This is a genomic window from Saltatorellus ferox, from assembly GCA_007751475.1.
Lineage (GTDB): Bacteria > Planctomycetota > UBA1135 > UBA1135.
Genome location: CP036434.1, coordinates 2,470,291 through 2,491,922, shown reverse-complemented (window position 1 = coordinate 2,491,922; position 21,632 = coordinate 2,470,291). Strand labels below are relative to the sequence as shown.

General features: G+C 67.7%; 15 protein-coding genes. 11 read left to right on the top strand and 4 right to left on the bottom strand.

Going from position 1 to position 21,632, the window contains the following annotated elements; all coding sequences use genetic code 11:
- Positions 1-221: 221 nt before the first annotated feature.
- The 4 genes from Poly30_RS08890 (at position 222) to Poly30_RS08875 (ending at position 6,172) form a co-directional block, all read left to right on the top strand.
- Positions 222-1,232 (top strand): AAA family ATPase, encoded by a 1,011-nt coding sequence (locus Poly30_RS08890; protein ID WP_419191145.1) that lies wholly within the window; start codon positions 222-224, stop codon positions 1,230-1,232.
- Between the two features lie 53 nt (positions 1,233-1,285).
- Positions 1,286-2,413: a DUF58 domain-containing protein gene (locus Poly30_RS08885; RefSeq protein WP_145196382.1), complete on the top strand. Its 1,128-nt coding sequence runs from the start codon at positions 1,286-1,288 to the stop codon at positions 2,411-2,413.
- 62 nt (positions 2,414-2,475) lie between these two features.
- Positions 2,476-4,494, top strand: a complete 2,019-nt coding sequence (locus Poly30_RS08880; protein ID WP_145196380.1) for a transglutaminase TgpA family protein — start codon at positions 2,476-2,478, stop codon at positions 4,492-4,494.
- Between the two features lie 322 nt (positions 4,495-4,816).
- Positions 4,817-6,172, top strand: coding sequence for a PPC domain-containing protein (locus Poly30_RS08875; protein ID WP_145196378.1), 1,356 nt, complete (start codon positions 4,817-4,819; stop codon positions 6,170-6,172).
- Between the two features lie 21 nt (positions 6,173-6,193).
- Here Poly30_RS08875 and hisS read toward each other — a convergent pair whose 3' ends face one another.
- The 4 genes from hisS to Poly30_RS08855 all read right to left on the bottom strand — a co-directional run bounded on the left by hisS (position 6,194) and on the right by Poly30_RS08855 (position 10,669).
- Positions 6,194-7,504, bottom strand: a complete 1,311-nt coding sequence (gene hisS, locus Poly30_RS08870; RefSeq protein ID WP_145206034.1) for a histidine--tRNA ligase — start codon at positions 7,502-7,504, stop codon at positions 6,194-6,196.
- A gap of 80 nt (positions 7,505-7,584) precedes the next feature.
- Positions 7,585-8,361 carry a formylglycine-generating enzyme family protein gene (locus Poly30_RS08865; RefSeq protein ID WP_419191144.1) on the bottom strand — a complete coding sequence of 259 codons (777 nt, stop codon included), beginning with the start codon at positions 8,359-8,361 and terminating at the stop codon, positions 7,585-7,587.
- 230 nt (positions 8,362-8,591) lie between these two features.
- Positions 8,592-9,878, bottom strand: a complete 1,287-nt coding sequence (gene hutI, locus Poly30_RS08860; protein ID WP_145196374.1) for an imidazolonepropionase — start codon at positions 9,876-9,878, stop codon at positions 8,592-8,594.
- Positions 9,879-9,916: 38 nt separating this feature from the next.
- Entirely contained in the window at positions 9,917-10,669 is a 753-nt protein-coding gene (locus Poly30_RS08855; protein WP_419191143.1) for an RNA polymerase sigma factor, read from the bottom strand.
- 289 nt (positions 10,670-10,958) lie between these two features.
- Here Poly30_RS08855 and Poly30_RS08850 point away from each other — a divergent pair, with 289 nt between their 5' ends.
- The 7 genes from Poly30_RS08850 to Poly30_RS08820 all read left to right on the top strand — a co-directional run bounded on the left by Poly30_RS08850 (position 10,959) and on the right by Poly30_RS08820 (position 21,622).
- On the top strand, positions 10,959-12,728 hold the full coding sequence (locus tag Poly30_RS08850; RefSeq protein WP_419191142.1) for a hemolysin family protein: 1,770 nt from the start codon (positions 10,959-10,961) through the stop codon (positions 12,726-12,728).
- The gene (recO, locus tag Poly30_RS08845; RefSeq protein ID WP_145196368.1) at positions 12,725-13,720 is read left to right on the top strand and encodes a DNA repair protein RecO; all 996 of its coding nucleotides are present in this window, start codon (positions 12,725-12,727) and stop codon (positions 13,718-13,720) included. The genes Poly30_RS08850 and recO overlap by 4 nt, the downstream gene beginning before the upstream one ends.
- A gap of 23 nt (positions 13,721-13,743) precedes the next feature.
- Positions 13,744-14,994 (top strand): hypothetical protein, encoded by a 1,251-nt coding sequence (locus tag Poly30_RS08840; protein ID WP_145196366.1) that lies wholly within the window; start codon positions 13,744-13,746, stop codon positions 14,992-14,994.
- Complete coding sequence (lptE, locus tag Poly30_RS08835; protein ID WP_145196364.1) at positions 14,994-15,788, top strand: LPS assembly lipoprotein LptE; 795 nt, start codon at positions 14,994-14,996, stop codon at positions 15,786-15,788. The genes Poly30_RS08840 and lptE overlap by 1 nt, the downstream gene beginning before the upstream one ends.
- Before the next feature lie 218 nt (positions 15,789-16,006).
- The gene (gene ftsH / locus Poly30_RS08830; RefSeq protein ID WP_145196362.1) at positions 16,007-18,406 is read left to right on the top strand and encodes an ATP-dependent zinc metalloprotease FtsH; all 2,400 of its coding nucleotides are present in this window, start codon (positions 16,007-16,009) and stop codon (positions 18,404-18,406) included.
- A gap of 89 nt (positions 18,407-18,495) precedes the next feature.
- The gene (gene folP, locus Poly30_RS08825; RefSeq protein WP_419191141.1) at positions 18,496-19,341 is read left to right on the top strand and encodes a dihydropteroate synthase; all 846 of its coding nucleotides are present in this window, start codon (positions 18,496-18,498) and stop codon (positions 19,339-19,341) included.
- A 244-nt stretch (positions 19,342-19,585) separates the two neighbouring features.
- On the top strand, positions 19,586-21,622 hold the full coding sequence (locus Poly30_RS08820) for a diadenylate cyclase (protein ID WP_145196358.1): 2,037 nt from the start codon (positions 19,586-19,588) through the stop codon (positions 21,620-21,622).
- The last annotated feature ends 10 nt before the right edge of the window (positions 21,623-21,632 follow it).

Genomic DNA, 21,632 nt, shown 5'->3' with positions numbered 1-21,632 from the left:
AGAACAGGGACCAGCTGCGGAGACGCACTTTCGATACGGCCTTCGACCACATCAGCCCCAAACTTGAGTGACCTGGGACAGAGCACGGGTAGAGTGCGGCAATGGAGCCTGATGAGTCCCCAGACGGAAGCCCCACCCACCCGGTGGCCGAGCACAGTCCGGTCCCCGGAAAGAAATTCCCGGCTGAGGTCTCGGCCGATCTACCCGCCCGCCTCGCCCCGTTGCTGGCCTCCCTGGGCCGGGTCATCCAGGGCAAGGAGGAGGTTCTCCGCAACGCCGTCACATGCCTGATCGCAGGCGGGCACCTGCTCCTGGAGGACGTGCCGGGCACGGGCAAGACCACGCTGGCCAAGGCCCTGGCGGTCGCGAGCGGGCTCGGCCTCCAGCGTATCCAGATGACCTCGGACCTCCTGCCACAGGACCTCACGGGGGCGTCCTATCCTGCGCTGGATTCCGCGCCGGACGCGAGCCGTGGAAGGGCGCATTTCCGCTTCCTCCCCGGCCCCGTCTTCAGCGAGCTGTTGCTCGCGGACGAGCTCAATCGCACTCCACCGAGAACGCAATCGGCGCTGCTGGAAGCCATGGCCGAGCGCGCCGTCACGATCGAAGGGGAGCGTCACCCTCTCCCATGGCCGTTCTTCGTGATCGCCACGCAGAATCCGATCGAGTTCGCGGGTACCTTCCCGTTGCCGGAGTCGCAGCTCGACCGCTTCATGATGCGCCTCTCGCCCGGCTACCCCCATCGCGACGCGGAGCGCCAGCTGATGCGCGACCGCCGCTCCCGGGATCCCCTGGACGCACTCATCGGCAGCGCCTCGGCGCCCTCCGTCCGTGACGCGATCCGCGACGCGATGGCCGCCGTCGATCACATCACGGTCGCCGAGCCGATCCTCGACTACCTCCTCGACCTCGTCGCGGCGACGCGAACGGCGGGCGCTCCGCACCTGGACCAGGAAGTCGAAAGCCTCCGCACGTCCCCCTTCCTCCTCGGAGTCAGTCCCCGCGCAGCCCTCGATCTGGACCGCGCAGCGCGGGCCCGCGCTCTTCTGGAAGGGCGCGACCACGTGATTCCCGAAGACGTCTTCGAGCTGATCGTTCCCGTACTGGCCCACCGCCTCGTCCCGGCCGAAGCAGGCTACGACGGCCGATCGGACAGCGCCTCGCTCCTCCTGCAGATCATCCGAACGATTCCGGTTCCGCGGCTCTCCCGGGACGGCGCGATCGAGCGGTAGCGCGGCACGATTCCATGGAGGCGGGGCCCATTCGACTGTCGTTCGGTGCGGGGATGGGCATCCTCCTCGCCACCGTGATAGGCGCGACACCCGCGGCGCTCGCCGGCATGGAGCTCGCCTGGCTCGTGGTGAGCTTCGGCCTCAGCGTTTTGATTCTGGCGCCCTGGCTCGCGCGCCGGCAGGTCCTGGCCATCGAGCGCGTGCACACTCCGTCCAGGATCACCGTTCATGCTGGAAAGACGGTCGGCGTCGGCACGCGGCTCGTCACCAGGCGAGCGGCAAGACTCGTCACGGTCGCCCTCGTTCGCGCGAGCGATGACCGCGCATCACGCGAGCGCGCCCCTCGACTCCTCATCGCGGCCATCGGGCGCCGTCGCGAGGGCTATCCGCTGGAGCTTCCGCTGCGCGTTCCGGTTCGCGGGCGCTCGGAGGGCCTCAGGCTCCTCATCAGCTCTGGGTACCCCTTCGGTCTCGTCACCGCGAGCCGCTCGCTCGGGGTCGAGGCGCTCTTGATCGCGCTCCCTCGGCTGATGCCGGACCGCGACATCGACGCGCGCCGCGTCCTGCGGCAGGTGCTCGCCCGGGAGAACGAAGCCACGCAGAGACACCTCGCCCGCGGGCAAGGTCTACCGGTTTCCCTGCGAGACGCGAGGCACGGCGACTCCGTGCGCGACCTCCATCTGCGCTCCAGCCTTCGGCGAGCGCGCTGGACTGCCGTCGAACGCCCGAGACTCACGAACGACAGCGCGAGCGTCATCCTTTGCTTTCCGAGCGGAGCGGGCGGAATGTCCTCGCGCGCCGCCGCAGCGTTCGAAGTCGCCGTTTCGGTCGCCGCGTCGATCGTCCAGGCCTGGACCGGTCGCGGCCTGGAGGTCGAGCTGCTCACCGGCGAGCCTCACCCCCATGCGTCGGGGCTCCTCGACCACGACCCGAATAGCCTCTGCGTCTCGCAGAATCCGCTGCACCACCTGAACGCGCTGACCGATCTCTCGCACGACCCTGGACCGCGGAGGGAGTCTCGGCCGATGGGCCCCGGGCTGGGGGTCACGCCCCTCGGCGCGCTCGTCATCCCGGTCCAATCTTTGCTCCACCGGCCAGAGTGCCGACGACTCGGTTTCGAAGTACAGATCACGGTGTGGGCAGACGCCCATGGGCGCACGCTGGCCGAGGTGATGCCTTGAGGGGGTCGCGCCCGGAGAGTTCGGGGAGAGAGCGCCATCTCGCTGCCTACGCATTCGTCGCCGTGGCGACGGTCACGTCCCTCGTGATTCTCGCCACGGTGGGCGCGGAGGCCGCGCGCGGTCAGCCCCCTGAGAGCGCTCGGATCTTGTCGAAGTTCATGAAGTCGGCCTTCTTCCTGGCTGTCGCGCTCTTCGTGACCTCTCGGACCCTGCGACGGGAAACGGAGCGGGCCACCCGCGGGCGCGCGGTCCTGGCCGGCGCCTGGACTCCCGCGTGGATAGCGGCCGGGGTGGTGGCTCTCCAGTGCCTTCTGCTGACGCTGGTGCTGATGGCGGGGCTCGAAGTGGTCGCGAGGACCGTGGTTTCGGACCCGGAGCCCGGCAAGAAGGCCTCGCGGGTCGAGGCCATCGAGAAGGCCATCGAGAGACGTCGCGAGGCCCTTCCGGAGAGCGACGATGCGGAGACGGAGCGCTGGCCGAGACGGACCGGCGGTCTCGTGGGACCCGGCAGCGGTCGGGCGGACGCGACCGAGTCGGAGACTGGGGAGTCGGGGGTACGCGCCCCCGTCGGAGACCTGCTCTCGGACGAGCCGGTCCTGCGGGTCACCACCTCGGGCCCCGCGGACGGGCCCGGACACTATCTCCGGGGCCTGGTCCTGGACGAGTACGGAGCGAACGGGACGCTGCGCGAGCGCAGGTCCGCGCGCGCCGTGCTGGCCGATGCAGGAGCAGATGGCTGGATCCAGCTGAATCCAGGTTCGAGCGGAACGAAGGGTGCGACGATGCCCCCGGCTGAGCCACCCACCGAGCTCACCGTGGAGTTCCTCCATGCCTCGAACGGGCTCGTCTTTGCTCCCTCGCACCTGCGGGCCATCCGAACCGAGTCGATCCAGTTCGCGCCGGGCGCGGAGATCTGGAGTCTCACGGGGAACGACAAGCACCGGTACGGCGTGCGATCCGAATCCACCGCGTGGCCTCTACGCGTGCTCGAGAAGAAGCGCTCCGCCGGATCGCTTCCAGGGGACGCCTTCACCGAGCTACCGCCCTTCGAAGAAGGCTCCGACCGCGACCATGCCCTTCGCGCCCTTCGCGCCTATTCCGAGTCGCTGACGTTCGGCAACACGTCGGATCTCGAGGATGTCCTCGACGTCCTCGGCCAGCTCCGAAACGCTTTCGGCTACGAACTCTACGACACCAGCCTCCTCTCGCCGGAGCGATGCCTCACGCTCCTGGAACGCGGCGCGGGGTCATGCTCGCACTTCGCGTCCCTGGCTGCGATCCTCCTTCGACTGCAGGGGATCCCGACGCGTATTGCGATCGGATACCTGGCGAGCGAGCCCCTTCCCGACGAGAACGGCTTCCTGGTTCGATCGAACGACGGGCACGCCTGGATCGAGGTGCATTTCGAGGACCTCGGCTGGCTGACCTTCGACGGTACGCCCGAGGACAGCACGTCCGCGGGAGCCGACTTCCGGTGGGCACCGGTCACCGACTCCGACAAGGACCTGGCGATCTGGACAGGCGAACAAGGAGGACGCGCAGGCGCCCGTACGTCGACCCTCGGCGATTGGGTCGCGGGGAGCGCCGGGCGGGCCGTGGAGGAGCTTCGGCTGGCCTTCGGACAACTGGCCAGGAGCCGTACCGGCCGTGCCGCTGATGGCGTGCTGATAGTCGTTCTGGCGCTGGGCGCCCTGCTCGCCGTCGTCCGGTGGCTGAGACGACGCCTCGGGAAGGACGAAGCGGCTGCGGCCCCCAGGGCGCCCACCAGCGACGCGTCAGGGGAGCCTGCCCTCGGGATCGGACCGCCGCCGTTGCCCGAGGCCAGGGCCTTGCTGGCGGCGCTCGAGGCCCGCGGCCTGCGCCAGGCGCGCACCGAGACGCCGAGCGCGTTCGCTCGAGGCGTTGAGCAGCGGCATGGTGAGGCCAAGGGACTCCTGCGCGCGTTCCGCGCCCTGCTGGGGCACGCCTCGACCCACAGGCCTCTGACGTCCGGACAGAAGACCGATCTCAAGGAACTCACGCAGCGCCTCCGTACCGGTGCGGATTCGATGGAACGTAGCGGTTCGGAGAAACGTCCCTGACCCATCGGCGTCGGCAGCTGGTGTCCGACCATCCACTGCCATCACGGAGCCCTCATCACAGGAGTCGTGTCTCGCGCTGAGACCCTGGGCAAGAATGGCCGTGGCTCGACGCGCCTCCGCGGCAGCGGATGCGCAAGGGGTATCGATGAGCCTGCAAAATGAAGTCTTGCTCACGACGCGAGATGAGAGCCGATTGAACAGGTCGCCACACGATCCTCATCGAACGTCGATGTCATCGTGCCCGCCCGCTGCACTACTCTACCTCGACCGGAATCGTCTCGACGATCCGGTGAGGCCACCGCCCACGAGGCAACCACTTCCCATGACGTTTCCACGATCCAAGTCCGTAGCGCTCCGGTCCACGGGACCTCGCCTCCAAACGCTCGCGCTTCTCCTCCTCGGCGCGGGCGAGCTCCTCGGCGGCACCGCCCTGGCCTGGACCCCCCTCCGTTCGCCGGTTCAATGCGGGGAAGACAACCTGGAGAACAACGATTCGTGTGCCACGGCCAGACGGATCAGCACTCCGTTCTCCGCGTCGGGGCTCGCGGTCTACAAGACGGACAACGACTACTACTCGGTCACCGTCCCGCCGGGCCAGGAGCTCCAGGTCGACATCTTCTTCAGCGATGCGGTCGCGGATCTCGACCTCTTCGTCTACGACCTGAGCGGCGCCTGCGGCGGCCTCTTGAATTACCTTTCGAACAGCATCTCGAGCAGCGACGACGAGGCGATCACCTGGCTCAATACCGGAACCGCCCCCGTCGACGTGGCGATCAAGGTGTTGGTCTACCCCGGTTCGATCGCGCTCTGCAACAACTACGACATGCAGGTCACGATCGCTCCGCCGGTCAACCCGTGCGATCCGAACGCGAGCGACGACCCGTTCGAGGACAACGACGTCTGCATGGCGGCGCACCCCGCCCCCCTCGGTTTGACCCGAGATCTCTGGGTGTCGCGGGACGACCCGGACTTCTGGAGCTTCACCGTTCAGCCGGGCGAAGCGATCGACGCACAGATCTTCTTCAGCGACGTTCTCTCCGACCTGGACCTCTTCCTCTACGACGCCAGCGGGCCGTGCGGTGACGGGTTCCAGACCGGCGAACTCGCGAGCGGATTCACCCAGACCGACAACGAGAGAATCATCTGGTCGAACACCGGCACGACCGCGCGCCTGCTGATCCTGCACGTCAACGTCTTCGAGAACAGCTCGTGCAATTTCTACGACATGGAACTCGATATCGCGGGCGGCGGTATCGGCAGCAACTACTGCCTCACCAACGTCAATTCGACGGGCGTCGTCGGCCTGATCAGCGCCGCAGGCACGACCTCTCGCAGCTTGAACAACCTGCGTCTCTCCGCCAAGCAGCTCCCCCAGAACGCCTTCGGCTTCTTCCTCGCCAGCCTCGACCAGGGATTCGTCCCGAACGCGGGCGGAAGCGAAGGCAACCTGTGCCTCGGCGGTTCGATCGGACGGTTCAACGACCAGATCCTGAACACGGGAGGCGGGGGCCGCATCGCGATCAACGTGAACCTCGGCGCCGTGCCGCAACCGACCGGCTCCATCAACGCGATGGCGGGGCAGACCTGGCACTTCCAGGCCTGGCACCGCGACGTGACTGCTGCGGGCGCCACGTCCTCGAACTTCTCGAACGCGATCCGCGTGGTGCTGACCAACTGATCGCGCCACCGACGACCGGGTTCAGATTCGCTGCCTCAAGTGGCTGACGAGGTCAGCCCGGGCGACGTCTTCTTTTTCGCCGGTCTTCAGGTCCTTGACCTGGACCGTCCCCGCGCTGAATTCCGAGCTTCCGACGACGAGCGCCAGCGGGAAGCCGCGGCGGTCGGCGTACTTGAGCTGCGCCCCGAGCTTCTTCGGCTCGGGGTACACTTCGACCCCTATCCCGGCGGCGCGAAGCTCCTGGGCCAGCGCGAGGTAGTCGCCGTCACGCCCCTTCTCGAAGAGCGGCAGGAACACCGGGCACGGCGCCGCGGTTTCCTCGATCATCTTCAGCTCCTCCATGGCCGCCAGCAGGCGATCCACGCCCAGCGAGGCGCCGACACCGGGGAGCTTCTCCTTCGTGTAGAGGCTCGCCAGGTCGTCGTAGCGTCCGCCGCTGCAGCAGCTGCCGATCTCGGGCAGATCGTCGAGGAACGTCTCGAAGATCACGCCGGTGTAGTAGTCGAGACCGCGCGCGATCGAGGGATCGAGCGCGAAACGGGAGACGTCGGCGCCGGCCGCCGCCACGCTCTCGAATAGCGCGGCCAGCGCTTCGAGACCCGCGGCTCCGATCTCCGAATCCCCCACCAGTTCGCGCGCTTCGCCGAGGATCTCCGCCGGCGAGCCACTGAGCCCTGCGAAGCGCAGGACGTCGGCGGCCTGCACTTCGCTGAGCCCGACGGCGTCACGAAGCTCCTCGGTCACCTTCTGCGGCCCGACCTTGCCGAGCTTGTCCAGCACGCGGAGCACGTCCGTCTGGCGCTCGACCAGGCCGAGGTGATCGAGCACGCCGGAGAGGAGGCGTCGATCGTTGATTCGGATCGTGAAACGCTCGAAGCCAAGCGCGCGGAAGAGTTCGTAGATCACGAGCCCCGTCTCGACGTCACTGGTGCGACTCGTGGTTCCGATCGTGTCGAAGTCGCACTGGATGAACTCGCGGTAGCGACCGCGCTGGGCCTTCTCACCGCGCCAGACGTTGCCGACGTGGTAGCGCTTGAACGGTGTTCCGAGCTGGCCGATGTGCTGGGCCGCGAACCGCGCGAAGGGAATCGTGAGATCGAAGCGCATCCCGACGTCGCGTCCGCCCTGATCCTCGAAGCGATACATCTGCTTGTCGGTCTCATCGCCACCCTTGCCGAGCAGGATCTCGGTGTATTCCAGGGCAGGCGTATCGATCGGGCTGAATCCGAAAGACCGGTAGACGCGCTTCGCCGTGTCGATGAGCCGCTCGCGCGGGATCATCAGGTTCGGCGTGAAGTCTCGGAACCCGCGCAGGGTGCGCGGCTGGATCAAGGTGGGCTTGTTGGACATGGTTCGGCGTAGAGCCTAACCGTGTCCAGCCCCGGGTTCCTCCCTTCTTGTCCCCCAGACGGCTACTTCTTCCCGTCCACGGGGAGCGACTTCACGCAGCGGAAGCCGATGTTGTCGTTGCCGTTGCTGATCGGGTTCCACTCGAACCTGTCGAGCTGGTAGCCGTGGCATGCGTGGAAGCCTGGCGCGGCTTCCTCGCGGCACAGGAAGCTGCCGCCGCGCGTCATGGCCAGCTCGTCGTCGGGCCCGTCCCCCACCGTGGCCCGCTCGCCCATCCATTCCCAGACGTTGCCCGCGACGTCGTGGAGCCCATAGCCGTTCGGCGGGAACGTCCCGACGGGAGCCGTTCCCCGGTACCCGTCGAGGCCCTCGTCCTCCAGCGGGAACGTGCCCTGCCAGCAGTTCATCATGTGACGCCGCCCGGGCAGGACTTCGTCGCCCCAGGGATACAGACGCCCCTCTTCTCCGCCGGAAGCCGCGTGAATCCACTCCGCTCGCGTCGCGAGCCTTTTGCCACACCACTCGGCGTAGGCCGCCGCGTCGTTCCAGGAGACATGCGTCACGGGATGGTCGGACTTGCCCCGAAGGTCGGAGTCAGGGCCCGATGGATGGCGCCAAGTGGCCCCCTTGACGACCTCGAAGGGATGCAGCCCCCGCCTCGCATTCTCGTGGAAGAACACCACCGAATTCCCGATCCTCTCCGACTCGGTCACGAAGCCGGTGGCCTTCACGAACGACTCGAACTCGCGATTCGTGACCTCGAAGCGGTCCATCAGGAATGGCTCTACCGTCACCGTCTTCCCCTCGACCTTCACCGTTCCTGCGGGGATTGCGGCCATCCTATCGGTGCTGCGGGCGGCGGCCCGGAGCCGCGCCGCTTCCTTCTCGGATACGAAGCCAGAGCCAGAGCCAGATACTGAGACTGAGCCGGGCCCGCTTCCCGCGCCTTGGCTACCTTGACCCTCGCCGACCTGGCGAGCCTCCACGGAACCGCCACAGCTCGAAACGGCGAGCAGCGCCAGGAGAGGAAAGAACCGAAACGAACGTACGAGAAGACCGGGTGCCGTCATCAGAAGTGCCTGGGAAGAGCGCTTGGCTGGAACACGACCGCGCCGTTCTTGACGACGGCGCGGACGGGGGGACGACCCAGCTCATAGGTAAGGTGATGGTAGTTGGGGAGGTCCGTGAGGACCAGGTCGGCCCGCTTTCCGGGCTCGATGGTTCCGCGATCCTCGGCGAGCCGCAGAGTCGCAGCGGCATTCAACGTCGCCGCGGTGAGCGCCTCGGCGGCGGAGAATCCGTAGCGCAGCGCGGCCCAGCTCATGACCTCGAAGAGACTCATGCAGTAGCAAGAGCCCGGATTGAAGTCGGTGGACAGCGCAGGCGCACAGCCCGCTTCGACCATGGCGCGCGCGGGCGCTTCCTGGGTCTCCCTCAGGAAGAGCGGGACCATGGGACAAAGGACGGGTTGAACGCCGCTTTCCGCGAGGGCTCGCATGCCGCGTTCGGAAACGTGCTCGAGGTGATCGGCGCTCGCGGCGCCGAGTTCTGCGGCGAGTTCCGCGCCTCCGAGCGACGTGAGCTGATCGACGTGCATGCGAATCCCGAAGCCCAGCTCGCGCGCCGCTTCCATCATCCGCCGCGAGTCCGCGAGGCCGAAGACGTGGCTCTCCGTGAACACATCCGCGAACGCTGCTCGCCCTTGCGCCGCGGGCCAGAGTTCGTTCACGACGACGTCGATCCACGCCTCCTTGCGGCCTTCGAACTCCGGGGGCACGTCGTGGCCACCGAGGCAAGTGGCGATGAGATCGACCGCATGGGAGCGGTCGGCCGCATGGATCGCGTCGAGCCCCTTGAGTTCGTCCGCGACGGTCAAACCGTAGCCGGTCTTCGCTTCGAGCGTGGTCGTTCCAAGGGCCAGGAAACGATCGAGGCGTCCCAGGAGGCCCAGGGTCAGGTCCTCGACGCTCGACTCACGAACACCGCGCAAGCTGGAACGAATTCCGCCGCCCTCGGCGGCGATCTGAACGTACGACTTGCCGGCCACGCGTGCCTCGAACTCCGACTCGCGCGTATCCGCGAAAACGGGGTGAGTGTGCGAGTCGACGAGGCCCGGGATCACGAGTCCGCCTTCGGCACTCAGCTCTTCCATGGCGGCGTACGAACGTCGCAGCTCGCTTTCGGGCCCCACCGCCACGATGCGCCCTTTCGAGCAGGCGATCGCCACGCCTCTCCGAACCGAAATCCGCCCGAGCGCACTTCCGGCCACCGCCACGTCGCCGAGCGGCGTCGCGAGTTCACCGATCCCGGTGATCAGGAGATCGACCGTCTCGGGGGAGTCTGTGGGGGCCTGCATGACCCGGCATGGTAACGGATGAACCGGTCGGAGGGACGCTACGCCACGGCGCGCGAGTTCCGTTCTGGCGCATCGACGGTCTCACCATGGGCGGCATCATCGGCGGAACAGGCGGCAGCGCTGAACGCGGCGATGCGCGACCGCAGTCGCTGGCGCGCCCGGAAGACGATCATCTTCGTGTTGGACCGTCCCACCCCGAGACGTTCCCCCACCTGTGCGTAGTTCAGTCCCTCCACCTCCACCATGGCGAGAGCCTCCTGGTCGCGTGGCTTCAGCGTCCGGTACGCCTGGGCGTACTGGAGGAGCATGAGCGCATACGCCTTGCGCAGATCGAGCGTGTTCTCACGGCTTTCAGCCATCCTCGCGGGCCCCGCGGCCCGGTCCTCCGGGTCGGGAAGGACCGCCTCATCGAGTTCGCTGAAGAGCACGCCGAGGGACCGGGGCCGCCGCCGAGCACGACGCAGAGCGTTGGAAGCGATGGTGCGAGCCCAGGCTCGGAAGCCGCCGGCCGCCGACTCACGGAACGAGCCGGCGTAGCGGTACACATTCACGAAGGTGTCCTGCAGTGCGTCCATCGGGTCTCCCTTGAGGCGCCCTTGGAGATGGAGCTGCTCGATCCAGTGCAAAAGTCCAGGCGCCGTGGCGCGGTAGAGCGCCTCGAAGGTCTCCGTCGAGCGCCTCGCCTGGAACGCGACCATGAGCGACGTCTCATCGTCTCTGGAGAGGACCGAGTAGGTCGATGCGGGCGCATGGGTCGCGGTAAGGACCGGGGCGTGGACTGCAATGCTCATGATCGGAGGAAGGCTCGGGGAGGAGGATTTGCCTTGGGAACCGACAGAGGCGAGCCGCGTGCCAGCCATCCAGCGCCCCGCGATAAATCGCCGTAAGTCCAATCCCGATAAACTCTTACGCACGCGACCTCCTTACACGGGGAGCCCGAACCTTCGGCTAGCGTTCCGGTTCCGTAACGAACTGTCCCCGCCTCGTCCCCGCCGAGGACATGACCTTTCCAGGGCGGAAGGCCTCGCGCCATGGGCTATGCTCTTGGCTCCAACGAGCGCCCTGCGCTATCCGCCCCCAGTGACGCACCCCTCCCTACAGATCCCGTCCGACGAGCCTTCGCAGGACGCGGACGAGCCTCCCTCTATCATCCCTGCCGACCTGTCGGCGGGAGTCCCTGCCGGCCAGTCAGCGCAACCGGGGGCGGCGGCCCAGGCGCCTCAGAGCTGGCCGGGTGAGGTCAAGCAGGTGGAGGAAGGTCTCCACCACCACACCGTCCACCTCGCCACGCCTGCGAACGCGACGCTGCTCTTCGCCCTCACCGGATCCGTCGCCATCGCGGCCATCTTCGCGACGCTCAGCACGAGCCTTCTGCGCGCGCTTCCGGGTCACCTGGGTCCCGCTCACGAAGAGCCAGAGGACAGCTCCCAGCAGCAGAACGGCTACGGCGGAAACGCTCCCGCAGCAGCGCTGGGAGCCCGCTCGTCCGGCAAGGCCGAGACCTTCGCGGCAAGCGCTGGCGTCCTCGCCTTCGTGGCACGCGCGGTCGCGGCCGCCCTGGTCTTCACTCTCTCGCTGCGCCTCTTCCCGCCCAGCGCGACGGCGCCCATCCGCTTCGCGCAGGCGCTCGCCTTCACGGGAGCGGTCGGCGGGCTCGGCCTTCACCTCGCGACGATGTCGATTCCCCTCGCCCTCGCGCAAACGCACGCGGAGCGAATCCTTCGAACGGGCCTGCCTCTCTTCGGCGCCGTCCTCGGCCCGATGGCCTGGGTCGTACGGGGACTGACGCTCATCAGGCGCATGCTCCTGCGCGCGATCGGCACCCCCGACGCGAACTACGGAACCCGACGCCTGGTGGAGGGCTTCCGCGCCATGGTCGAGGACGCCGAGATGAAGGGCGAACTCGGTGCCGACACGCGGGAACTCATCGCGAACGTCATCGAGTTCGGCGCAGCGGATGCCGCGGAGGTCATGACGCCGCGCACCGAGATCGACGCCATCGAGGCGAACGCGACCCTCCGCGAAGCCATCGCCGTCTTCGCCGAATGCGGATTCAGCCGTATTCCCGTCTATGTCGACACGATCGATACGATCATCGGAACGCTGACCGCGCTGGAAGCAGCAAAAGCCGTGGCCGAAGACCGCGTCGAAACGACGTCGATCCGCTCGGTCATGCGACCGCCTCTGCTCGTACCGGAGACTCAGCTCGTCCCGGAGCTGCTGGCCGAATTCCGTGAACAGCGCCAGAAGATGGCGATCGTCGTCGACGAATACGGGGGCACCGCCGGACTCGTCACGCTCGCCGACGTGATGGCGGAGATCGTCGGCCACGTCCAGGATGAGTTCGAAGAGGAAGAGCCGCCCGCGTTCCAGCGCTTGCCCGATGGCCGCGTTCAGGTCGATGCCACCGAGCACGTGGCCGATATCAACGAAGAGGCGTTCCTCTCCATTCCAGAGGAAGAGGACTACGAGACGCTGGCGGGCTTCGTGCTCGCTGAGTTCGGGAGGTTCCCGCGAGCGGGCGAATCGTTCACCCGTGATGGCGTGACCTATCAGGTTTCCGAGGCGACCGACCGCCGCGTGCTCAAGGTGATCCTCGCCTCGACGACGGGTCGGATCCAGCTGAGCGAGGAACTCGCCGCCCAGGAGAAGCAGCTCAAGCAAGATCGAGAGGCCGCCTCGGGGGGTCGGGACGTGGAGGGCGGAGTCGACGCTTCGACCGGGGGCTCTCGGGAATCGACGTCTGCCAGCGGGAAGAGTCAAGGAGCGAATGGCGCGGGCGCGAGAGATCGAGACTCGCGCGGCTCGCGCTCGACCTCCGACCGGACGCGGCCGCCGATGGCGTCATGAGCGCCCGCTCCGGGTCGACGAACCGGTCAGGAAGGCCGGTCCAGGACCGACTGCCACCGAGGCCAGCGCAGGACTCGGCGCTTCTACTGAAGAGGACGCCCTACGGCGAGTCCTCGCTCGTGGTGCACGTCCTGTCCGCGAAGCACGGGAGGGTGGAGCTGATCGCCAAGGGCGCGCACCGTCCGAAGTCGCGCTTCTCGGGCGTGCTCGATTGGTTCGACACGCTGGGCCTCGACTGGAATCCGCCGCGGGAGGCGTCCACCTCGCGGACCGAAACGGCACGCATCAGCAGCCTCGGAACCCTTCGCACGGGCGACGTCGACGTCCGACGCCGCTGGATCACCGGGTCCCTGGAGACGTACCGAGCCGCACACACCGCGATCGAACTCGTGGAGCACTGCACCCGGTCAGGCTTCGTCGATGGCGGGATCTACTCGCTGCTCGCGGGCGCACTCGATGAACTCAACCTGATCGGGCGCGCGCTCTCCGATGCGGCGCGGGCGTCGGAGGCACCGGACCTCTCTCGTCTCGCTCACCTCCCCCTTCGCCTCGCGCGCTTCGAGCTCCGATTGCTTCAGGTCCTCGGGCTCGAGCCGTCGATGCGCGTTTGCGCCACCTGCGGGGACCCCGCGCCCGCCGTTCCTGCAACGGGCGTCCCCGAGCCGCGCGCGCCGTTCTCTCCCCAGGCGGGCGGGAGGCTCTGCCCCCGCCACGCGAGCGAGGTCCACGCCCGAGGGGTGCGCATCGGGACCCTTCCGGTGGCCGTTCTCGAGGCCGCCCATGAACTGCTCCACGGCGGCCAGGAAGCCCTCGCACGGGCCAAGGAGCCGGACGGACCGGAGTTCGGGGAGCGCGTCCTCGATTTCGCGAGCCGATTCCTGGACCATCAGCTCCAGACCCGGCCCAAGAGCCACGCAGAGTTCCTCGGAGCGCCCGATCGCAACCGCCGCGCGCGGGCGACCGGTCCGGACGAACGAGCGACCGAAGGCTGACACAGCGACCCCTCCCCTCCCCGATGCCATCCATTCGACTCCTCCTCCTCACCGCGCTGCTCGTGCTCGCCGCCACGGGCTGCCAGTCCGGGCCCATCGGTGGCGCCAAGGCCCTGGACCTCGACGAGGTGCCGCCGGCGCTCGAAGCCGCGACGGGCGTCAACCTGACGGCGTCGGACGATCGCGACCTCGCGAAGACGGTGGGTTCGATGCTCTCGGTGCTGAAGACACCGAAGATCGAGACGGATCAGCGCGCCACGGCGCAGTCGATCCTGGAAGTCGGCGCAGAGGAACTCGCTGCACGAAGTCAGAACGCCGAGGACCTCGAGGACCTGGCGCTGAGCGACCTGCCCTCACGGATCTCCGTGCCGGCGGGCCTGCGCGGCGCGCGACTCCTCTTCGAGGACGACGAGCGCAGCGACGCCTACCGCCTGATCCAGCGCGTTGACCAGCGCTACCCGAGCCACGCCCTCAGGGACGAAGCGGGCGACCTTCTGTGGGAGATCGGCGAGTCCTACGCGAACGACAAGCGGCGGCGCCTCTTCCTGTTCCCCTATTCCAACCGTGCACCGGGCGTCTTCGAGTACCTCGCGACGGAGTACCCCACGCATGAGAAGAGCGACGATGCGCTCGTGAAGCTCGCGCAGATCTATACGAAGGATCGCCTGTTCGACGTGGCGATCGAGAAACACCGCGAGCTGGTGCTCTGGTCCCCTGGATCCCCCTACCGCATCAAGAGCGAGGCCGAGATTCCCCGCCTGCGACTCGCGGACCTGGACGGCCCGGCCTACGACCGTGACGCGATGCTGCTCGCCTTGAGCGAACTCGAGGCCTGGATCGCGAGCTATGGCAACCACGAACTCCGCGGCGAAGTCGACCGTACGCTGGTGGACTGCCTGCAGCGGCTCGCGGACAATGACCTGATCGTGGCCAGGTTCTATTCCACCGTGAAGAGCCCCGAGGGGGCGCGCCAGCACGCGGTCCGAGCCCTGGAGTTCGGGAAACGAGCCGGCAATCCGGAGCAGCAAGAGGAGATCCGCACGTTCCTGGCGAGCATCGACGAGATCGAGCGCGTGGACGCCCCTCTCATCCTCGATGGCGGGATCAACGACGCGTTCCTCGGCGACAACGGGCTCGGGATCACGGGCCCGGCGGGCCTGAGCAATTCCCTGCCGACTCAGCCCAAGCGGAACGAGCCGAAAGAAGAGCCGGCGAACGAAGGCGATGCGTCCGGCGACGCGCCCGGCGGGTCGGGCGAAGGAGGCAATCAGTGATGGCGGCCAGGCTCTTCCACGGCGGAGCAGCGCGGACGGATGGGTCGCGCTCCGCTCCCTTCCGGCTCGACCCTTTCCTGCCCCTCTTCCTCGTTGTCTTCCTGACGAGCGTCCCGTTCCTCGGGGCCAGCTGCGGCTATCGGACGGGACTGGCGCCCCGGGTTCCGCGCGCGGCGCTCCCCGAGGACGCGCTCGACGACCCGGCCCGTCTGGGACTGGAGGGCACGGCCATGGATGCGAACGCGACCTCGGTCACCCGCACGATCGGGATTCAGATCTTCGGCAACGAGTCGCTCCTGCCGAACCTGGAACGCGACCTCCACTCCGCCTTCAGCGACGCAGCGCGTCGGCACGTGGCCCTGCGACTGGTTTCGCCGAGCCGCGCCGATCTCTTCATCCGAGGCCGAATCGCCAACTTCCGCCGTGGAGCGGGCGCCCGCCTCGCGGACAACCAGGTCGTCGAGACGCTGGAGATCCTGACGATCGAGGCGGAGCTGATCGACGGCGAGACCGGTGCGGTCCTCGGTCGGGCCCAGGCGCAGCCCACCGTGGGCGCGGCGATCGACGTTCCCGGACGGGAGGTCGAGCAGCGCGAGCGAGCCCTCTCGAACGCCGCTGATCGCCTTCTCCTGCTGCTTCTCGCGGGTCTGGAATACGGCGTGACGCGCCCCGGCGATCCGCTACTTCCCGAGATTCGAAAGCCGCTGGCCGAGAGCCCGCTCGGACCCGGGCTACAGGGCGTAGGGGACCCGCCAGTGCCTCTCACGGACGGTCAGAAGGTCGCTCCGAAGTAGCACCTGGACCGTCTGACGCATCGAAAATGACGTCCAGCGCGTCGGTGCAGGCAAAAATCGCCCCTTCGGTGGCGAAGGATCCCTCGTACAGGTCGGTAGCCGGTGCCCGATGGCCTACACTCGGGTAGCCGACCACGAGCCAGCGCATTACACAGGCGCACTGCCCTCCTGAGACTTGTCCACTGGAGAATGGCCCGGGTCGAGTCGATAACCAAGCCATGGCCGATTCGCAAAACCAGGGGGAGAAGGCGCGCAAGCCGCGACCCTTCGGCTCCTTCCTACTGTTCCTCACCGTCATCGTCGTGGTGCTCGTCGCGTTCAGCGGCAGCCAGCTGCGCAACGAGAAGGAATTCAGCCAGGACGTCTTCCTCCATTCACTCCGGACGGGCGCCATCCAGCGCCTGGAGTTCAAGGGACAGTCCGACATCGAGGGGGTGCTGGAGAACGGCCAGCGTTTCCATCTGTCCGTCGCCAGCCTCGGGGCCAACGAAGGCCTCTGGCGGGAGATCAAGGCGAAAGCGCGCTACACGCCCGTCCAGGCGCCGGACGTCGAAGCAGCCATCAACGCCGGCACGTTCGTGCCCAGCGAGGCGTGGATCGTCACCGAGGTGACCCAGGATCCTTCGAGCCCCGCGCTCGCCAATGCGAACGACCCCAAGGGCTCGACCTCTGCCCCACTGACCCCAGGAGCCGAGACTCCCGGCGCAGCTGGTGACACCAAGCCGCGCGGGGCGACGCGCCACACGGACAAGCTGTTCGTATTCGGAACCGCCAAGGCAGGCGCCAGCTTCGAGAAGATCCTCGGTGGGAGCCCCGAGTCGGACCAGGTGGTGGGCCTCCAGGTCACCAAGGTCTCGCCGCGGCTCGCGTCGCTCACCCAGGCGCTGGAGGACAAGAACGTCACCCCCGAGGTCTTCAGCTTCGACCTGCGCGAAGACGCTGGCACGGTCCATGGACCCGCTGACGGCTCGCTCACGATGATGCTCCTGGCGTGGGGTCCCTGGATCCTCATCTTCGCCGTCTTCCTGCTCTTCATGCGCCAGATGCGCAGTCAGGGGTCGGGCGCGGGCGTCATGAGCTTCGGCCGCAGCCGCGCTCAGATGTACACGAAGGAGAACCACACCGGCGTCACCTTCGAGGACGTCGCCGGTGCGCAGGAAGCCAAGGCAGAAGTGCGCGAGGTGGTCGAGTTCCTGAAGAACCCCGGCAAGTTCACGCGGATCGGCGGGCGCATCCCGCGCGGAGTGCTGCTGGTCGGCTCACCGGGCTGCGGCAAGACGCTGCTCGCCAAGGCGATCGCCGGTGAGGCCGAGGTGCCCTTCTTCTCGATCTCCGGCTCGGACTTCGTCGAGATGTTCGTGGGCGTGGGCGCGAGCCGTGTGCGTGACCTGTTCAAGACCGCGCGCGAGAACTCTCCGTGCATCATCTTCCTCGACGAGATCGACGCCGTCGGTCGCCGCCGCGGCAGCGGCATGGGCGGCGGTCATGACGAGAGGGAGCAAACCCTCAACGCCATACTGGTCGAGATGGACGGCTTCAGCACCGACGAGGGCATCATCGTCGTCGCGGCCACCAACCGCCCTGACGTGCTGGACCCGGCGCTTCTGCGCCCCGGCCGCTTCGACCGCGAGGTCACGATCGATCTGCCCGACATGGAGGGCCGCGAGGCCATCCTGAACGTGCACCTGAAGAAGGTGAAGGTCGACAAGAACATCGACGCCATCGACCTCGCCCGCGCGACGCCCGGGTACTCCGGCGCGGATCTCGCGGCCATCGTGAACGAGGCGGCGATCATGGCCGTGCTCGACAAGAAGGACGAGATCGAAATGTCGCACCTCGAAGAGGCCGCCGCGAAGGTGCGCTACGGGCGCCAGAAGATCTCGCGCAACGTCGAGGCCGACGATCTCGAGATCACCGCCTACCACGAGGCCGGTCACACGATCGTGGCGGCCAAGCTGGAAGGCCAGATCGACGTGCCGCACAAGGTCACGATCGTGCCGCGGGGCCGCGCGCTCGGCGCCACGATGATGCTCCCGATGAAGGAGAGCTACCACACCCAGAAGAAGCGTCTCCTGGGCCAGCTCGCCATGCTCTTCGGCGGCCGCGTCGCCGAGGAGATCTTCTGCGGCGACATCTCCGCCGGTGCGTCGGACGACATCCGCCGCGCGACCGAGCTGACGCGAGCGATGGTCACCGAGCTGGGCATGAGCGAGAAGATCGGTCCGATCAACTACGCCGAGCGCCAGGGCTCCGACTTCCTCGGGACCGAGCTGGGCAACAGCAAGTGGCATTCCGAGGAGACCGCTCGCGAGATCGACGAGGAGATCAAGCGCTTCCTGAAGGACGCGTACGAACTCGCCAAGAAGCTCGTCGGTGAGGAGAAGGAGGCCGTGGAGCGCCTGACCAAGGGTCTCTTGCTCTACGAGACCCTCGACAAGACCGAGATCCAGAAGCTCATCGCAGGCACGGCGCCGGAAGGGCTCCGTGAGAAGACGGCCGAGGAGCTGCGCGAGGAGCGCAGAACCAAGAAGGCCACGCCGCCCCCGCGCCCGGAGACGGGCCTCGGTACGGAACTCGGAGGCGAAGGCCCGTCCCTCTCGGGTCTTTCCCCCGCCTGACCGGGGCGAACGGCGAAATGAAGTCTCAACCACCTTGGCCCTGGGACGCTCCGACCGAGGAAGCACGGGCGCTACGGCGCCCGTGCTTCATGGGTATCCTCAACGTGACGCCCGATAGCTTCTCGGACGGCGGCAAATACCTCGAACCCGCGGCCGCGGTCGCGCGGGCCAAGGCGCTGATCGCCGAGGGGGCCGACGTGCTGGACATCGGCGGCGAGTCGACGCGACCCGGCGCGGACCCCGTGGCCGAAGACGAAGAGCTACGGCGGGTGGTGCCCGTGATCCGCGCGATCGCGAACGAGACGCGAGCCGTGATCTCCATCGACACCATGAAGGCCGGCGTCGCCGAAGCCGCCGTCGAGGCGGGCGCTCGGATCGTGAACGACGTCAGCGCCGGCCTCGCGGATCCTCGCATGCTCCAGGCGGTCGCCGACCTACGGCGGGGTCCAAGAGCGCGGGATGTTCACATCGTCCTGATGCATCGCCAGGGAGATCCCAGGACGATGCAGGTCGACCCTCGCTACTCGGACCCCGTCGCGGAGGTCGCAGGGCATCTGAAGGCGCGGGCCGACGCGGCCCTGGCGGTCGGGATCCCGGCGAATCGGATCGCGCTGGACCCGGGGATCGGTTTCGGCAAACGCCTCCCCCACAACCTCGCGCTGCTCGGCCGGCTCGGAGAACTGCGGGAGCTGGGCTATCCGATCCTCCTCGGCGCATCGCGAAAGTCCTTCATCGGGCACATCACCGGAGCCGAGGATCCCGGGGACTGGCTGGCCGCGGAGCGGCTCGATACGCCCTCGGACCGCATCGGCGGGACGGCCGCCGCCATCGTCCTGGGCGTCCAGCAAGGCGTCGAGATCCTTCGAATTCATGACGTGTCCGTCATGCGCGAGGCGGTACTGGTGGCGCGCGCGATCGCGCGTGGCTGTTCCTGATCGGGACGGATTCGCCCGGGAGCTCCCGTAGTTGGGCAGGACCCGGGGAACGGCGTCGATCTCCCTCCGACGTGCGCCTCCCGCCTGTCGATGAAATCCGTGATGGGGCAAGCCCCCAACCACAATTCGACGCGGAACCAGCGCGAATCCGGGGCCTCGGAGGGCATCATTCGATGACTCGTTTCGGGCCGCGCTCCCGGATACCTGACCCTCCCGCTCTCCCCTCTCACTCCCTGCTCTCACGATGTTGCTCGACCCCAAGACGATTGGTCAGATCCTGGTTCTGACGGTCGGGTCGCACATCGTGCTGTCGTTCCTGCGGACGACCCGTGGGAGCGGCCTGATCCGCGGCGTCGTCATCGCGCTGATCGTCGTGTTCGGAGCGCTCCTGGGCGTCGCTCGCTGGCTCGGCCTCTCGGAGCTGCAGTTCATCGTCGAAGGAGTCACGGGCTTCGCCGTGGTGATCCTCGCGATCGTGTTCCAGCCCGAGCTTCGGCGAGGCATCATCAGCCTCGGGGACAATCCGCTGCTGAGTCGAGTGATCGGCTCGCGCGCCAAGGACGTCGTGGACGAGGTCGCGAGCGCGTGCGTGTCGATGGCCAAGCGCAAGCGCGGCGCGCTCATCGCCTTCGAGCGGCAGACGCCGCTCGATCCGTGGACGCAGACGGCCCAGCGCGTCGATGCTCGCGTCAACCGGTTTCTCCTGGACAGCATCTTCCACACCGACAGCGCGCTGCACGACGGCGCCGTCATCATCCGCGAGGACCGGATCGCCGCCGCGGGCGCGATCCTTCCGCTGTCCGAGAACGACCGTCTCGCGCAGTCCGTGGGCACCCGCCACCGCGCCGCCCTCGGTCTCTCCGAGGAAACGGACGCCGTGGTCGTCGCCGTCTCGGAGGAGACGGGGCTCATCACCGTTTGCCAGAACGGCAAGATGGAGCGTCGCGTGCTCCGCGACGAACTCGGGGCCGTGCTGCGCTCTCGCCTCGGGGGCGACGACGACGTGAAAGCGGGGAAGGACGGGCGCCATGCGGGTGGACGCTTCCATCCCGTGATGAAGTTCCTGAAGGGGCTCATCGCCAATCCTGGCCAGAAGGCGATGGCGCTCGCCGTCGGCGTCGGCCTCTTCCTGCTGGCGTTCCGCTCGATCCGAACGTCCAAGGAGTACACGCTGGAGGTCCGCGTGGAGGCCGGCGAGGACGCCAAGCTCACGCCCACCCGCGGCATCCTGCGCATCGTCCTGCCGTCCAGGGACCTGCACCTGGCGTCGCCGCGGTCAGGCGACTCGATCATGATCGACGCGACCGCCGCCCAGGCGGATCTGGCGCTGGTCGGCGGCGAACTCGGCGGCGTGCTGATCGTCACGGACGACTGGGTCGGCACGGAGAAGAACGTGAGGCCCGGTGAGATCACATGGGGCGTCGATCGACCGATTCGTGGGCTCGACGTCGATCTGCGCACACCTGGCGGGTTCCTCGCCGTGAGGGTCGAGCGCTACGACGAGAGCGCGATCTCGCCGACGCTGGCCTCCTTCGGCGGAGGCACAGCGGCGGGCAGCCCCCTGGACTCACCGGTGGAAGCCAGCTTGATTGGCATTCAGACGCCGATCGGTGCCGAGCTCGACACCGCCTCGGTGGAGTTCAACCCTGGCGTGGTCACCGTGCGCGGCCCGAAGGAGGACGTGGCTCGGCTGACCGAGAACCCCGCGCTCCTGGCGTTCGAGCCGATCGACCTCTCTCGCTCGACCGGGACGGGCTTCGTCGTCCGCCTCGTTCCTGATCGTGAGGCGATGGAGGCTCGCCAGCTGGGCGAGGTGATGCTCGGCGAGGAGCTCTTCCTGCGCGGCAGGCTCCTGCCGCGGGAGACCGTCGTCGGTCAACTGGAGCTGGAAGTCGCGCTCGTATCGTTCGATGCGGCCGCGGGAGACGCCGCTCCGAGGTTCTTGCCGCCGACGGAAACGGTCACCGCTTTCGTGAAGACACGCGGCCTGATCAGCGACGGAATCGACGAGTCGCTGCAGACGACGATGCGCCTGGAGATCCTCCAGTTCGTGCGCGAGAACGCGCGCGTGTTCGTCGACACGGAGCGCGCTGCGGCCTCGCCAGGACTGCGAACGGAGGTCGAGGTCGGTTCTCTCGACCCGCTCTGGCGCGCGTCGCTGGGCCCCCTCTTCGGGGCCGCCAAGGAAAATCCAGGAGCGTCCTTGCGCCTGGAACTCGATGAGTCGGACCGGACAGTTGCGCTCACGCGAGCGCCCGAAGAGAAGGGACAGGATGAGTAGGATGCAAGCA

Bases quoted from the DNA above. Each gene is read 5' to 3' on its own strand.
- lptE (WP_145196364.1), top strand. From the start codon at position 14,994: ATGGCGGCCAGGCTCTTCCACGGCGGAGCAGCGCGGACGGATGGGTCG.
- recO (WP_145196368.1), top strand. From the start codon at position 12,725: ATGAGCGCCCGCTCCGGGTCGACGAACCGGTCAGGAAGGCCGGTCCAG.
- Poly30_RS08855 (WP_419191143.1), bottom strand. From the start codon at position 10,669: ATGAGCATTGCAGTCCACGCCCCGGTCCTTACCGCGACCCATGCGCCC.
- Poly30_RS08865 (WP_419191144.1), bottom strand. From the start codon at position 8,361: ATGGCCGCAATCCCCGCAGGAACGGTGAAGGTCGAGGGGAAGACGGTG.
- ftsH (WP_145196362.1), top strand. From the start codon at position 16,007: ATGGCCGATTCGCAAAACCAGGGGGAGAAGGCGCGCAAGCCGCGACCC.
- Poly30_RS08820 (WP_145196358.1), top strand. From the start codon at position 19,586: ATGTTGCTCGACCCCAAGACGATTGGTCAGATCCTGGTTCTGACGGTC.
- Poly30_RS08875 (WP_145196378.1), top strand. From the start codon at position 4,817: ATGACGTTTCCACGATCCAAGTCCGTAGCGCTCCGGTCCACGGGACCT.
- hutI (WP_145196374.1), bottom strand. From the start codon at position 9,878: ATGCAGGCCCCCACAGACTCCCCCGAGACGGTCGATCTCCTGATCACC.
- Poly30_RS08885 (WP_145196382.1), top strand. From the start codon at position 1,286: ATGGGCATCCTCCTCGCCACCGTGATAGGCGCGACACCCGCGGCGCTC.
- Poly30_RS08840 (WP_145196366.1), top strand. From the start codon at position 13,744: ATGCCATCCATTCGACTCCTCCTCCTCACCGCGCTGCTCGTGCTCGCC.
- folP (WP_419191141.1), top strand. From the start codon at position 18,496: ATGGGTATCCTCAACGTGACGCCCGATAGCTTCTCGGACGGCGGCAAA.